Below are 13425 nucleotides of genomic sequence, written 5' to 3' on the forward strand. Positions count from 1 at the left end.
GAAGAGCGCTGCATCGTTCAACCTGGAGACATCAATGAAAACGTCAACGGCTTCCCCCCCGCGCGCCGGCGGCGCCATCACCATCGGCCTGTGCCTCGCGGTCGCGCTCCTCGAGGGGCTCGACCTGCAATCCACCGGCATCGCCGCGCCGCGCATGGCACGCGAGTTTCATCTCGCGGTCGCGCAGCTCGGCTGGGCATTCGGCATCGGCGCGCTCGGCCTGCTGCCGGGCGCGGCGATTGGCGGCAGGCTCGCGGATCGCATCGGCCGCAAGCGCGTGCTGATGATGTCGGTCGCGCTGTTCGGGATGTTTTCGATTGCAACGACCCAGGTGTGGGATCTGCAGAGCCTGCTCGTCGCGCGCTTTCTCACGGGCCTCGGTCTCGGTGCTGCGATGCCGAACCTGATCGCGCTGTGTGCGGAGGCGGCAGCGCCCGGACAACGCAGCACGGCAGTCGGCGCGATGTACTGCGGCATGCCTTTCGGCGCGGCGCTCGCGGCCGTGATCGGCATCGTCAGCCCGGGCGCTGAGGGCTGGCGGCACATTTTCTATGTCGGCGGGATCGGGCCGCTGTTGACCTTGCCGCTGCTGGCGCTCTTCCTGAAGGAGTCGACGCACTTCGTCGCGGCGAGCCAGTCTGCGACCCGCGAGTCGAAGGACGGCATCGTGCGCGCGCTCTTCAGCGACGGGCGCGCGGTGACGACCATCGCGCTGTGGATCAGCTACCTGGGAACGCTGATCGTGCTGTATTTCCTGATGAACTGGTTGCCGTCGATGGTGCTCTCGCGCGGCCTCACACCGGTACAGGCAAGCATCGTGCAGATGATGTTCAACATCGGCGGCGGCGTCGGTGCGATCGTGATCGCAGGGCTGATGGATCGCATGGGCAAGCGGCCGGTCGTGGTCGGCATGTATGCGGGCATCGCGATTGCGTTGCTGGCGCTCGCCAGCGCGACGGGCAGCGTGTCGATGGCATGGGGCGGCCTGCTGGCGGGGCTGTTTCTCGTTGGCACGCAATCGGTGCTGTATGCGCTTGCCGGTGCAACGTATCCGACGCGGGTGCGCGGCACGGGCGTCGGCGCAGCGGTGGCCGTCGGCCGTGTGGGTTCGATGGTCGGCCCGCTGATCGCCGGGCAACTGCTGGCGTTGGGCCAGAGCGCGTCGATGCTCGTGATCTCGAGCATTCCGCTCATCGTGATCGCGGCGCTCGGTGCGCTCGCCGTGGTCGCGAAATCTCCGCGCGAGTCGGCCAACGGCTCGCACACACTTGGAACCGAATCGATCTGACGAAGGACATCGACATGACTGACACCGTGATTCATACAGAGGCCGCGACCAGCAGGTTCGTGAACGTGATGGAAGGCGGCACGGAACTGCGCGTGCACTACAACGACACCGGCGCGGGCAAGGAAACGCTCGTTCTGCTGCACGGCTCCGGTCCGGGCGCGAGCGGCTGGGCGAACTTCCATCGCAATGTGGACGCGTTCGCGAACGCGGGTTATCGCGTGATCCTCGTCGACTGTCCCGGCTGGGGCAAGAGCGATTCGATCATCTGCACCGGCTCGCGCTCCGACCTCAACGCGCGTGTGCTGAAGGGCGTGCTGGATACGCTCGGCATCGAGCGCGCGCATCTCGTCGGCAACTCGATGGGCGGGCATAGCGCGGTGGCCTTCGCGCTGTCGTATCCGGAGCGCGTCGGCAAGCTGGTGCTGATGGGCGGCGGCACGGGCGGTCCGAGCCAGTTTGTGCCGATGCCTACCGAAGGCATCAAGCTGCTGCAAGGGCTGTATCGCAACCCAACGCTCGAGAACCTGAAGAAGATGCTCGACGTGTTCGTCTACGACGCGAGCACGATGACCGAAGAGCTGACGCAGACGCGGCTCGATAACATGCTGGCGCGGCGCGATCATCTCGAGAACTTCGTGAAAAGCCTGGCTGCCAATCCGAAGCAGTTTCCCGACTATGGTCACCGGTTGAACGAAATCAAGGCGCCCGCGCTCGTGATCTGGGGGCGCGACGATCGTTTCGTGCCGATGGATGTGGGCCTGCGGCTCGTGTGGGGCATGCCGAATGCTCACCTGCATGTATTCGGGCGATGCGGGCACTGGGCGCAGTGGGAGCATGCGGACGCATTCAATCGCATGGTGCTCGACTTTCTGCAAAATTGAGTGGCAGGCACTCGCGGTTGTCGCGGGTGCCGCGCCTCTTTCCTGCAAGCGGGGCAGTGGGCTCGGCACGTTCGGGGAAGCCGGGTTCATCGAGTCGCCCGAGTCGCTGAATGCGTACGTACCGTTCGGTCTCTGAAGGCTTTCACCCAACAGAACCGGTAGGGCACGGATGTCGAGTCCGGTGCGCATGAGCACACGTCGAGTCTTGTTACGGGTGGTTGATCACAGTGTTGCCGCCATCGTTTGCACAATCGAACGCCGCCTGCTTGCCTTCGCATTTGCCTACCGTTTCTGATCGGAAGCGACGCAGGCGCCGGTCATCCGCGCTCTGATCACTTGGGCGCGGATTCAAGTGCGACGTCCGGCCGTGGCCGGTTCGCGGTGCCCGCGGACTCATCAAGCGAAATGCCGGGCGTCGGTTGAATAGCCTCGGCACGGCGTTCCGCGCATCTCGACAGTCGAGCCACGGCTTGCACACCATCTCATCGCGCCCCAAATAAAGTCCTTGACTATCTATCTATGAGTAGATAAAGTTCGATCCATGGAAACGAAACCGACCGTCCGCGAACAGATTCTCGACCACGCGATCACGCTGATGATGCAGCGCGGTTACAACGGCTTCAGCTATCGAGACCTGTCCGACCTGGTGGGCGTGAAGACGTCGAGCATCCACTACTACTTCCCGTCGAAGGACGACCTCGTGCTGGAAGCGGTGGCGGCCTACAGCGACGAAGTCCTCGCGGCCGTGCGGGCGATCGATCCGGCGTTGCCGGCCGACGTGAAGCTGAGCCTGTACACGAAGATGTTCGGCCGCACGCTCGGCGACGGCAACCTGATCTGCCTGTGCGGGATGCTCGCGGCCGACATCGAAACGTTGCCGGAGAATGTGCGGCAGGCGGTGCAGGCGTTCTTCAAGGCCAACGAGAGCTGGCTGGCGGAATTGTTGAAGCAGGGTGCGCAGGAAGGCACGCTGCGGTTCAGCGGCGAGCCCGAGACGGCTGCGCGCACGTTGTACGCGGCGTTCCAGGGCAGTGTGCTGGCCAGCCGGCTGTTTCACACACGGGCGCGCCTCGAAGATGTCGAGGCCGTCTGGAAAAAGCGGTCCTGACGGAGCGCGCATGCAGTGAGGCGGTTCACCGCCTTTTTATTGAGTCTTGCTATCTATCTATAGGTAGATAGAGTTCTGGTGCAGATGGCTCGACCATCTGCAATTTTTGGGGATGTTTATCTATCTACGAGTAGATAAACAAGCGCGATGCGGGCAGCAAGGCTGTCGGCACGCGGTCCCCGGTTCGAAGGCTGTTTCATTCATTTGCTGAAAAGGAGTCTGTCATGTCGATCGAAAAAGTGCTGTACCGCGCCCATGCAAAAGCCACCGGCGGCCGTGACGGCCGTGCCACGGTGCCCGAGAGCAACCTCGACCTGAAACTGACCACGCCGCGCGAGCTCGGCGGCGCGGGCGGCGCAGGCGCGAACCCGGAGCAACTGTTCGCCGCCGGCTACAGCGCGTGCTTCATCGGCGCGATGAAGTTCGTCGCGGCCCGCGACAAGATCGCGATGCCCGCGGACGCTTCAATCGAAGGCAGCGTCGGCATCGGCGCGATCCCGAACGGCTTCGGTATCGAAGTCGAACTGACGATCTCGCTGCCGGGCCTCGATCGCGACATCGCGCAGACGCTGATCGACCGCGCGCACCTCGTGTGCCCGTATTCGAACGCGACGCGCGGCAACATCGACGTCACGCTCACGCTTGCCTGATCGATCGCACTGCGAATCATCCATCGTCATTTACCGGCTAAAGCCAAGGAACACCATCATGAAGATCGTCAAGCCGCTGCTGATCGCTGCCGCCGTCGCCGCTGTACTGTCCGCCTCGACCACCGCATTCGCCGCCGGTGCCGATACCGCCCGCCCCGATACGACGACGAGCGCTTTCCTCGCCGCGCTGAACGGCCAGAAGGGCCCCGGCCTCGAAACGCTGAGCCCCGCGAAGGCGCGACAGGTGCTGGTCGACGCGCAGAACGGCACGAAGGTCGACCTGTCGGGGATCGACGTGTCGAACCGCACGATCGAACAGGACGGCCTGTCCGTGCCGGTCACGATCGTCCGCCCGCAAGGCGCGACGGGCACGCTGCCGGTGTTCGTGTTCATCCATGGCGGCGGCTGGGTGCTCGGCGATTTTCCGACGCATGAACGCCTCGTTCGCGATCTCGTCGTGCAATCGGGGGCCGTCGCGGTGTTCGTGAACTACACGCCGTCGCCGGAAGCGCATTACCCGGTCGCGATCAACCAGGCGTATGCGGCGACGAAGTGGGTGGCCGCGCACGGCGCGGAGATCGGTGTGGACGGCAGCCGCCTCGCGGTGGTCGGCAACAGTGTCGGCGGGAACATGGCGGCCGTGGTGGCGCTGATGGCGAAGGACAAGGGTGGCCCCGCGATCCGCTTCCAGGGGCTGATGTGGCCGGTCACGGACCACAACTTCAACACGGGCTCGTACAACGCGTATCAGCAAGGGCACTTCCTGACGCGGCCGATGATGAAGTGGTTCTGGGATGCCTATACGAAGAATGAAGCGCAACACAACGAAATCTACGCGTCGCCGCTGCGCGCAAGCATCGCGCAGTTGAAGGGCCTGCCGCCCGCGCTGATCCAGGTCGCGCAGTTCGACGTGCTGCGTGACGAGGGCGAAGCATACGGCCGCAAGCTCGACGCGGCCGGCGTCGATGCGACGACCACGCGCTACGACGGCACGATCCATGATTTCGGTTTGCTGAACGCGCTGGCCGGCGACGCGCCGACGAAGGCTGCAACGAAGGCGATGGCGAATGAACTCGCGACGCGACTGAAGTAAGCGACGGGTTCGCACTCGCGCTGCCCGCGAGGCGGGCAGCGTGAGCGCGTATGACGACGAGGCGGGCGCATGCCCGCCTTTGTTGCGTGCGGCGCGTGAACCGGGCGAAGGTGCCGGACTGCAACCCGCACGCCCCGATCGACCGCGATTTTTCGTCCCGGTTCGGCAACACGAGTTCTTTCGCGAACCGCGCCGCATCGTCGTCGGCTTCGCGTGGTGCTTCACGACGCGCCCGTGACCGCCCGCATCGTCGGCCCGGCGCCCGCAAGGCCCTGCGCGGCGGGCATTGTTGGTACGATCGCGCGTATCGTCCACGCCGGCGCCGCAAGCCGCCGGCCATCGGTCGCGCGGCCGTACGACAGCGCGGCCCCGTTCGGGAGAAGCGTTTCATGTTGCAGGCGTTCGCGGTCTTGCTGACCTTCCAGTGTCTCGGGGAAGGCGTGTCCTACCTGTTCGGCCTGCCGGTGCCGGGGCCCGTGATCGGCATGCTGCTGCTGTTCGGCTTCGTGATGCTGCGCCCGCAGGTGGCCGACACGATCGAGCCGACCGCGCTCGAGCTGTTGCGCCACCTGTCGCTGCTGTTCGTGCCGGCCGGCGTCGGCATCATGGTGTCGGCCGACCGCGTGCGCGGCGATGCGCTCGCGGTCGTCGTTGCGCTGGCCGTCAGCACCACGCTCGCGATCGCCGTGACGGCGCTCGTCACACGTGCACTGCTGCGGCGCCAGCGGCGCGCGGGCGATGCGGTGGAGGGCACGCAATGACGGCCTTCCCGAAACTCGGCGCGATCTGGGTCTATCTCGCCGCGAGCCCGCTGCTCGGCCTGACCATCACGCTGATCGCATATCTGTTCGCGCAGGCCGTCTATGCGCGGGCGCGCTTCAACCCGCTCGCGAACCCCGTGCTGATCGCGGTTGCGCTGATCGTCGTGCTGCTGACGATCACGCACACGCCGTACCCGACGTATTTCGAAGGCGCGCAGTTCGTCCACTTCCTGCTCGGCCCCGCGACCGTCGCGCTCGCGCTGCCGCTGTACCGCCAGTGGTCGAAGCTGCGCCGCGCCGCGGTGCCGCTGCTGGTCGGCCTGCTCGCGGGCTCGCTGATCGCGATCGTGTCGGCGGTCGGCATCGCGGCATTGTTCGGGGCGTCGCACCAGACGATCGCGTCGCTCGCGCCGAAATCGGCGACGACGCCGATCGCGATGGCCGTCGCGGCGGAAATCGGCGGGATTCCGTCGCTCACCGCCGTGCTCGTGATCTCGACCGGGATCTTCGGGGCCGTGTGCGCGCGCGGGATCCTGAACGCCCTGCGCGTCGACGAACCGGCCGTGCGCGGGTTCGCGCTCGGCGTCGCGTCGCACGGGATCGGCACGGCGCGCGCGTTCCAGGTCAGCGAGGAGGCCGGCGCGTTCGCCGGGCTCGGGATGGGATTGAACGGCGTGCTCACCGCCTTCGTCGTGCCGGTCCTGCTGCCGGTGCTGTCGCGCTGGATCTGAACGCCGGCCGGCTCAGGCCGGGTTATCGGTTTCCCTGATGGCGCGGGCGACGCGCCGGAACGACGGCATACGCGCTGCCCACGTATCGTTGCCGTTATCGGGAGAATTCAGGAACGCACAGGGACAAGCGGATACTGTTCGGCTAACGTTGCATCGGTGCCGTTGTCGCAAGCGGTCGTGTGCGCGCCGGTGTCCTACCCACAATCAACAATCGACAAGGAGGTCCGGCCATGAAGAAGTCTCGCGTGGTTTCGGTGGCAGTGGCAGTAACGGCGTCGTTCGGTCTGCTGTTGACCGCCGCGCCGGCGGCGTATGCGCAGGATCCGGCGTCCGCGCCGACGCAGAAGCAGATCGACAAGGCGCAGAAGAAGGCGGCCCGCAAGGCCGCCCGGGCGCGTCACGCGTCGGACCTGAAGGCAATCGGCACGGGCAGCGGCTACCGGCTGACCAACGACCAGAGCAACTACCCGCAGAACGCCGCGCAGAAGGCGCCCGCGACGAAGGCGGCGCCGGCCACCCCGGCGTCGGGCCAGTAACGGCCGGGCCTGGGCACAGCGCACACGGCGCCGGGTCGACCGGCGCCGTGTGCGCGTGTGCGGGGCCGCGAAGGCGGCCTGTTACGACGCGAGCTTGCTGGCGAGTTCCGCGACGTGCTTGCCTTGATAACGCGCGATGTCGAGCTCGTTCGCGCTCGGCTGGCGGCTGCCGTCCGCGCCCGCGAGCGTGGTGGCGCCGTACGGCGTGCCGCCGGTGATTTCGTTCATGTTGACGAGGCCGCTGCACGCATACGGCACGCCCACGATCACCATCCCGTGGTGCAGGAGCGTCGTGTGGAACGACGTGATCGTCGTTTCCTGGCCGCCGTGCTGCGTGCCGGTCGACGCGAACACGCTGCCGATCTTGCCGACGAGCGCGCCCTTCATCCACAGGCCGCCGGTCTGGTCGAGGAACGTGCGCATCTGGCCGGCCATGTTGCCGAAACGGGTCGGCGTGCCGAAGATGATCGCATCGTAGCCGGCAAGTTCGTCCACGGTCGCGACCGGTGCAGCCTGGTCGACCTTCACGCCGATCGCCCGGGCCTGGTCGACGGGAATCGTTTCCGGCACGCGCTTGAGCGTGACCTCGACGCCGGGCACCGACTTCGCGCCTTCCGCGACGTGCTGCGCCATCGTTTCGACGTGCCCGTAGGACGAGTAATAAAGAACGAGAACCTTGGCCATGTTGCGAATCTCCGATTAAAAGGGCCCCGCGTTCAGCGGGGCCCGGTTTCCCGAACGGGCTTCATGCCCACTCGGCCGTTACTTCGACCGGACGCAGGTCGAACACCAGCACTTCGGCATCCTTCCCGTCGGCGAACGTCAGCGTCCGTTCGTCGCGGATGCGCACGCCGTCGCCTTCGCCGAGCGTCACGCCGTTGACCGTCACGCTGCCGCGTGCCACGTGCACGTACGCAAAGCGGTCCGGCGCCAGTTCCAGCGTCGCGCGTTCGGCGCCGTCGAACAAGCCCGCATAAATCCGCGTGTCCTGCCGGATCTTCAGTGAACCGGCGTCGCCGTTCGGCGATACGACGAGGGCGAGCTTGCCGCGCTTGTCGTCTGCGGTGACATTCGTCTGCTGATAGCGCGGCTCGGTACCCTTCTCGGCCGGCCCCACCCAGATCTGCAGGAAGTGGACCGGCAGTTCCGGCGAGTGGTTGAACTCGCTGTGGCGCACGCCCGTGCCTGCGCTCATCAGCTGCACGTCGCCCGGCACGATCACCGAGCCGGTGCCCATCGAGTCCTTGTGTTCCAGCGCGCCGTCGAGCACGTACGACAGGATCTCCATGTCGCGGTGCGGGTGCGTGCCGAAGCCGCGGCCCGGCGCGACGCGATCGTCGTTGATCACCAGCAGGTCGGAGAAGCCGACTTGCTTCGGATCGTAGTAATTCGCGAACGAAAACGTATGACGGGAGCTGAGCCAGCCATGCTCCGCACGGCCACGTTGGTTTGCTGCACGGATTTCGATCATGATTTTTGTTCCTCAAGACGCCGGACCTCGGAAGTGGGACCGGCCGTTCGTTGAGATGAATCTTAGGTCAATCGATTTGACAAATAAATGGCTGTAGAGATAATGACTGTCGCTATGGAGTGGACAATATGGAAATCAACGACCTGAGGATCTTCGTCGCGACCGTCGACGCCGGCAGCTTCACGGCGGCGGCCGATCAACTGATGCTGTCCAAGCAGTTCGTCAGCCGGCGCACGATGGCGCTGGAGGCGTCGCTCGGCGTGCGGCTGTTGCACCGGAACACGCGTAACCTCGCGGTGACCGAATCGGGGCAGGAGTTCTATGCGCGCGCGCAGCGGATCCTCGCGGAGATCGCCGACGCCGAGCAGGCGATGTCGGTGCGCAGCACCGAGTTGCACGGGTCGCTGAAGATCAGCGCGCCGCTGTCGTTCGGGATCACGCACGTGTCGCCGCTGATCGCCGAATTCCTGTCCGCGCACCCGGCCGTGCGGCTGAACCTCGACCTGACCGACCGGCGCGTCGACCTGATCGGCGAGGGCTTCGATCTCGTGCTGCGGATCGGCTCGCTCGAGGATTCGACGTTGATCGCCCGCCCGCTCGGCGCGTGGCGGATGGTCGCGTGCGCGAGCCCCGCCTATCTGAAGCGGCAGGGCACGCCGCAGACGCCGGCGGATCTCGCCGGCCACACGTGCCTGCTGTACGGGCGCGAGCGGCGCATCGGCTGGGAATTCCGCGTCGACGGCGCGGCGCGCACGTTCGACGTGCAGGGGCCGCTCGTCGCGAACAACGGCGAAGTGGTGCGCGACGCCGCGATCGCGGGGCTCGGCATCGCGCTGCTGCCGCACTTCATCGTCGGCGCGGCGCTCGACAGCGGCGCGCTCGTGCCGGTGCTCGACGCGTATGCGCCGTCGCCGATCACGCTCAACGCGGTGTTCCCGCAGCATCGGGAAGGATTCGTCACGCTGCGCACGTTCATCGGATTTCTCGCGGAACGGCTCGGGGAGGCCGCGCCCGCGGCGAAGGGCAGCGCGGGCCGGGCGCGGTAGCGGGGCGGGGTTGCGGTGAATGGCGCGTTATTCTCCGCATGATTTGCGGAGAATGTTGAGCCGTGCGGCGAATCGGTGGGATAATCTCCGCATCATGAGCGGAGATTACACCTTCATCTGGGCGGCGGCCGACTGGCCCGCATGGCGCTTCGACCTGCCTGCACTGGCAACGCCACTCGCCGACGTCAGCCGTGCGCAAGGCATGCTGGCCGGGCGGCTGGCGGACGTCGGCCTGGCGCTGCGCGACGAGGCCAGTCTGGCCGCGCTGACGGAGGACGTCGTCAAGACCAGCGCGATCGAGGGCGAAAGCCTGAACGTGGCATCGGTGCGGTCGTCGATCGCGCGTCGGCTCGGCGTCGATATCGGCGCGCTGGCGCCGGTCGACCGCCACGTCGAGGGCGTTGTCGACATGGTGCTGGACGCGACCACCCATGCGGCGGCGCCGGTCACCGAAGCCCGCCTGTTCGGGTGGCATGCGGCGCTGTTCCCGACCGGCTACTCGGGGATGTCGCGGATCACGGTCGGTGGCTGGCGCACGGATGCGACCGGACCGATGCAGGTCGTGTCCGGGCCGATCGGCCGCCAGCGCGTGCATTTCGAGGCGCCGCCCGCCGCGCGCCTCGCCGACGAAACCGGGCGTTTTCTCGCGTGGCTCAATGCTGCGCCGGTCGAGCCCCTGCTGATCCGGGCCGGCCTGGCCCACCTGTGGTTCGTCACGCTCCATCCGTTCGACGACGGCAACGGCCGCATCGCGCGTGCGCTCGGGGATCTGGTCCTGGCGCGTGCCGACCGCAGTCCGCAACGCTTCTATAGCCTGTCGGCGCAAATCCAGCGCGAGCGCGACGCGTATTACGACGTGCTGGAGCGGACGCAGCGCGGTTCGCTCGATGTCACGGAATGGCTCGCGTGGTTCCTGACCGCACTCGGCCGGGCCATCGATCACGCGCATGCGACGCTCGACGCCGTGCTGGTCAAGGCGCGCTTCTGGCAACGATGTGCCGGCGTCGCGATGAACGAACGCCAGGCCAAGGTCATGAATCGCCTGCTCGACGGCTTCGAGGGGAAGTTGACGAGCACCAAGTGGGCGGCGCTCGCGAAGTGCTCGCAGGATACGGCGCTGCGTGACATCACTGAACTCGTCGAGCGCGGCGTGCTGCAACGCTCTTCGTCCGGCGGCCGGAGCACGAGTTACGAGCTGGTGCCGTTCGACGGCTGACCGCCGTGTTGCGTCGGCCCGCAGATCGGGAAGGCCGGCAGGCGTCACAACGCGATCACGCCGTGCGGCCTGTGCAAGGGGCACCATGCGAGCCGCGGGCTCGAACTGATCGTTGCGTGCGCATCGATCCTGTCGGTCGATGCCGCCGCGGAAGCCGCATTGCGCGACGGCATCGTGCAATGCCGCGAGGCCGCCGCGACGGTTGCGCCGACATCGAACGTCGATTGATCGGCGTCGCGCATTCGGGTTAGGCTTCGGCGAGCAACGGCATGCACCCCATGCCGGGCCGGGCGTTTTTACCTCGAATGCCGCGTGCAGGTAGCTTCTACAGGCGCGCGATCCAGCGACGATCCAAGCCGATGACTCTCCAGAATCGATCGAATGCTCGCGGGAAAACCGCGATTTCCGCCGAAGGTGCATTGCACATGCGTGTGCGATCCGTCGCGGCGGCCGCGCTGCTGACGCTGTTGCCGGCCGCCGCGCACGCGGCCGGCTTCGACTGCGCGAAGGCCGCTTCGTCAACCGAGAAGACGATCTGCGCGGATGCCGCGCTGTCGAAGCTCGACGGCGACCTCGCGGCAGCGTGGAAGCAGGCGCTCGCGAAAGGCGGCGATACGGCCGCGCTGAAGGCCGCGCAGGTGAAATGGCTCAAGCAGCGCGACCGGTGCGGTGCCGACGAATCGTGCCTCGGCGACCGCTATCGCGAACGGCTCGCGAGCCTGAACGGCAGGCCGCTGGCCGCCGATCGCTGGCAGCAGACGTGGTACATGAAGAGCGCCAACCCGTCGTTCGGTGGTGTGCTGACGTTCACCGGCACGCCGCCGCGACTGCATTTCGAGCTGGCCGGCAACAATGGCGCGAATACGGGCGGGCTCGACGGCGACATCGTGCTGCACGGCGACGTCGGCACCTACCGCAAGGACAAGTGCCGGCTCGAGTTCGAACGGAAGGGCGGACGCGTCGGCATCACGCAACACGGCGCGGATTCGGACTGCGGGGCCGGCATGGGTGTCTTCTACGGCGGCGAGTACTTGACCGCGTCGCAGTTCCAGGCCGCGCCGGCGGCCGACCTGCTGAGCCTCGAGGTCGTCGGCGACTCGACGCAGAACGCGACCGCGCACAAGCTGCTCGGCGCCGATTACCAGACGCTCGTCGACACCGCCAATTACAGCACCGACGAAAAGGATCTCGACGGGCTGAACGCGCACGTGACGTCGTACTGGGTGCGCGGCATCGCGACGACGAACGCCGCGATCGTGATGCGCCGCGGCAACGACCTGTGGATCGGGCTGCTCGTGTTCGACGCGCAGAGCAACGTCCGGATGCGCTATTACTCGAACGTGCCCGCGTGGAAGAAAACCGTGCCGAAGACGATCCAGGCGTGGCACGACAGGCTCGACAAGACGCTGCCGGTCGACGTGATGCAGTGACGAGCGGGCCGGGCAGCCGAGGCTGCCCGCCACCGCTTCATTTCTTTCCCGCTGCGCGCGCGTGCGCCGGTGGCGCAGCCGATCCCCGCATACGCAATTCGGGCAAGACGGCATGACCGGGCCCCGTCGCGCCGTTCTCGAGCGCGTCGAGCAAGGCCTGGGCGGCCTGGCGCCCGATCGCGTCGGTGTCGACCCACATCGTCGTCAGCGGCGGCTGGATTTCGCGCGCGAGCGCGACGTCGTCGAACCCGGTGATCGACAATTGCGCGGGCACGTCGATGCCGAGCGCCTGCGCCTCGAGCAGCGCGCCCAGCGCGAGCGCATCGTTCCCGCAGATCACGGCTGTCGGCCGCGTCGCCGCGTCGCTGTTCACGATCGCGCGCAGGCTCGCCCGCCCGAAGGCGATCGTGGCCGCGCCCTCGTGCTGATGGACGGGGCGCACCGCGAGCCCGCGCGCGGCGAGCGTGTCGTGAATGCCGCGCAGGCGGGCCTGCACGCGGTCGTTGTCGGCCGACGGCTGCATGATGATCGCAAAATCGCGATGGCCGAGGTCGAGCAGGTGGGTGGTGAGCCGCGCGAATGCCGCGCGGTTGTCGAAACCGATGCAGCAGTGCGGGCTGTCGTCGCGATACGCATACGTGACGACGTACGGCACGCGGTGCATCGCAAGGAGTTCGAACAGTTCCGGCGGATACGCTTCGCCGACCAGCGACACGGCTTCCACGCCGCGCGACAGCATCGCGCGCACCTGGGCCAGCGCCTGCGCGGGATCGTAATTCGAGCAGCCGAGGAACAGCGTGATGCCGTGCTCGGCCATGACCGTCTGCATGCCCGCGACCTGCGACGCGAACACCTGGTCGTCGAGTGTCGGAATGATCGCGCCCGTGATGTGGGTGCGCGTGGACGCGAGCGCACGGCCCGCCGCATTCGGAATCCAGTTCAGCGCGCGCGCCGCGTCGCGCACGCGCTGCTGCACGTCGGCCGACACCTTGCCGGGATCGTTGTACACACGCGAGACGGTCGCGGTCGATACGCCGGCCAGCTTCGCGACATCGCCGAGCACCGAGCGGCCGCTGCCGCGGCGCGCCCGGGGCGCGCCGGCGCGGGACGGAGGCGTGCTCATCGGCCGGCTCCCGGCGGGGCGGCAGTGACGGCGCCGCGCGTTGTCAAATGCGTCATTGTTTACCCTCGATTCGTGGTGGCGCCGCTTGCAT

The 13425-nt window shown here is 67.1% G+C and carries 14 protein-coding genes; 11 read left to right on the forward strand and 3 right to left on the reverse strand.

Going from position 1 to position 13425, the window contains the following annotated elements; translation table 11 throughout:
- Window positions 1-34 precede the first annotated feature (34 nt).
- From mhpT to DPV79_RS00130, 8 genes are all read left to right on the forward strand, one after another.
- Window positions 35-1288 carry a 3-(3-hydroxy-phenyl)propionate transporter MhpT gene (gene mhpT, locus DPV79_RS00090; RefSeq protein ID WP_059651948.1) on the forward strand — a complete coding sequence of 418 codons (1254 nt, stop codon included), beginning with the start codon at window positions 35-37 and terminating at the stop codon, window positions 1286-1288.
- 14 nt (window positions 1289-1302) lie between these two features.
- Window positions 1303-2169 carry an alpha/beta fold hydrolase gene (locus tag DPV79_RS00095; RefSeq protein ID WP_059816577.1) on the forward strand — a complete coding sequence of 289 codons (867 nt, stop codon included), beginning with the start codon at window positions 1303-1305 and terminating at the stop codon, window positions 2167-2169.
- Window positions 2170-2710: 541 nt separating this feature from the next.
- The gene (locus DPV79_RS00100; protein ID WP_113044434.1) at window positions 2711-3277 is read left to right on the forward strand and encodes a TetR/AcrR family transcriptional regulator; all 567 of its coding nucleotides are present in this window, start codon (window positions 2711-2713) and stop codon (window positions 3275-3277) included.
- Window positions 3278-3501: 224 nt separating this feature from the next.
- On the forward strand, window positions 3502-3927 hold the full coding sequence (locus tag DPV79_RS00105; protein ID WP_021160683.1) for an organic hydroperoxide resistance protein: 426 nt from the start codon (window positions 3502-3504) through the stop codon (window positions 3925-3927).
- A gap of 58 nt (window positions 3928-3985) precedes the next feature.
- Window positions 3986-5020, forward strand: a complete 1035-nt coding sequence (locus DPV79_RS00110; protein WP_113044435.1) for an alpha/beta hydrolase — start codon at window positions 3986-3988, stop codon at window positions 5018-5020.
- 389 nt (window positions 5021-5409) lie between these two features.
- On the forward strand, window positions 5410-5781 hold the full coding sequence (locus tag DPV79_RS00120; RefSeq protein ID WP_027792156.1) for a CidA/LrgA family protein: 372 nt from the start codon (window positions 5410-5412) through the stop codon (window positions 5779-5781).
- Window positions 5778-6512 (forward strand): LrgB family protein, encoded by a 735-nt coding sequence (locus DPV79_RS00125; RefSeq protein WP_113044436.1) that lies wholly within the window; start codon window positions 5778-5780, stop codon window positions 6510-6512. Before DPV79_RS00120 ends, DPV79_RS00125 begins: the two co-directional genes overlap by 4 nt.
- 230 nt (window positions 6513-6742) lie before the next feature.
- Window positions 6743-7048 carry a hypothetical protein gene (locus DPV79_RS00130; protein ID WP_060130533.1) on the forward strand — a complete coding sequence of 102 codons (306 nt, stop codon included), beginning with the start codon at window positions 6743-6745 and terminating at the stop codon, window positions 7046-7048.
- Window positions 7049-7129: 81 nt separating this feature from the next.
- Here the strand turns inward: DPV79_RS00130 and wrbA are convergent, their stop codons facing one another.
- Together wrbA and DPV79_RS00140 are read right to left on the reverse strand one after the other, a co-directional pair.
- On the reverse strand, window positions 7130-7732 hold the full coding sequence (wrbA, locus tag DPV79_RS00135) for an NAD(P)H:quinone oxidoreductase (protein ID WP_021160677.1): 603 nt from the start codon (window positions 7730-7732) through the stop codon (window positions 7130-7132).
- Window positions 7733-7793: 61 nt separating this feature from the next.
- Window positions 7794-8519 carry a pirin family protein gene (locus DPV79_RS00140; RefSeq protein WP_113044437.1) on the reverse strand — a complete coding sequence of 242 codons (726 nt, stop codon included), beginning with the start codon at window positions 8517-8519 and terminating at the stop codon, window positions 7794-7796.
- A 128-nt stretch (window positions 8520-8647) separates the two neighbouring features.
- Here DPV79_RS00140 and DPV79_RS00145 point away from each other — a divergent pair, with 128 nt between their 5' ends.
- From DPV79_RS00145 to DPV79_RS00160, 3 genes are all read left to right on the forward strand, one after another.
- Window positions 8648-9565, forward strand: a complete 918-nt coding sequence (locus DPV79_RS00145; protein WP_048028854.1) for a LysR family transcriptional regulator — start codon at window positions 8648-8650, stop codon at window positions 9563-9565.
- Between the two features lie 94 nt (window positions 9566-9659).
- Window positions 9660-10781 (forward strand): Fic family protein, encoded by a 1122-nt coding sequence (locus tag DPV79_RS00150; protein WP_208866692.1) that lies wholly within the window; start codon window positions 9660-9662, stop codon window positions 10779-10781.
- 425 nt (window positions 10782-11206) lie between these two features.
- Window positions 11207-12211 (forward strand): lysozyme inhibitor LprI family protein, encoded by a 1005-nt coding sequence (locus DPV79_RS00160; RefSeq protein WP_244321682.1) that lies wholly within the window; start codon window positions 11207-11209, stop codon window positions 12209-12211.
- Window positions 12212-12248: 37 nt separating this feature from the next.
- On the opposite strand, the gene DPV79_RS00165 is transcribed toward DPV79_RS00160, so the two are convergent.
- On the reverse strand, window positions 12249-13334 hold the full coding sequence (locus DPV79_RS00165) for a LacI family DNA-binding transcriptional regulator (protein ID WP_021160671.1): 1086 nt from the start codon (window positions 13332-13334) through the stop codon (window positions 12249-12251).
- Window positions 13335-13425: the final 91 nt, after the last annotated feature.

Origin of the sequence: Burkholderia reimsis (genome assembly GCF_003294055.1) — a bacterium.
Classification (GTDB): Bacteria; Pseudomonadota; Gammaproteobacteria; order Burkholderiales; family Burkholderiaceae; genus Burkholderia; species Burkholderia cepacia.

Coding starts and splice junctions, on each gene's coding strand:
- mhpT (WP_059651948.1), top strand. CDS start 35: ATGAAAACGTCAACGGCTTCCCCCCCGCGCGCCGGCGGCGCCATCACC.
- DPV79_RS00095 (WP_059816577.1), top strand. CDS start 1,303: ATGACTGACACCGTGATTCATACAGAGGCCGCGACCAGCAGGTTCGTG.
- DPV79_RS00100 (WP_113044434.1), top strand. CDS start 2,711: ATGGAAACGAAACCGACCGTCCGCGAACAGATTCTCGACCACGCGATC.
- DPV79_RS00105 (WP_021160683.1), top strand. CDS start 3,502: ATGTCGATCGAAAAAGTGCTGTACCGCGCCCATGCAAAAGCCACCGGC.
- DPV79_RS00110 (WP_113044435.1), top strand. CDS start 3,986: ATGAAGATCGTCAAGCCGCTGCTGATCGCTGCCGCCGTCGCCGCTGTA.
- DPV79_RS00120 (WP_027792156.1), top strand. CDS start 5,410: ATGTTGCAGGCGTTCGCGGTCTTGCTGACCTTCCAGTGTCTCGGGGAA.
- DPV79_RS00125 (WP_113044436.1), top strand. CDS start 5,778: ATGACGGCCTTCCCGAAACTCGGCGCGATCTGGGTCTATCTCGCCGCG.
- DPV79_RS00130 (WP_060130533.1), top strand. CDS start 6,743: ATGAAGAAGTCTCGCGTGGTTTCGGTGGCAGTGGCAGTAACGGCGTCG.
- wrbA (WP_021160677.1), bottom strand. CDS start 7,732: ATGGCCAAGGTTCTCGTTCTTTATTACTCGTCCTACGGGCACGTCGAA.
- DPV79_RS00140 (WP_113044437.1), bottom strand. CDS start 8,519: ATGATCGAAATCCGTGCAGCAAACCAACGTGGCCGTGCGGAGCATGGC.
- DPV79_RS00145 (WP_048028854.1), top strand. CDS start 8,648: ATGGAAATCAACGACCTGAGGATCTTCGTCGCGACCGTCGACGCCGGC.
- DPV79_RS00150 (WP_208866692.1), top strand. CDS start 9,660: ATGAGCGGAGATTACACCTTCATCTGGGCGGCGGCCGACTGGCCCGCA.
- DPV79_RS00160 (WP_244321682.1), top strand. CDS start 11,207: ATGCGTGTGCGATCCGTCGCGGCGGCCGCGCTGCTGACGCTGTTGCCG.
- DPV79_RS00165 (WP_021160671.1), bottom strand. CDS start 13,334: ATGAGCACGCCTCCGTCCCGCGCCGGCGCGCCCCGGGCGCGCCGCGGC.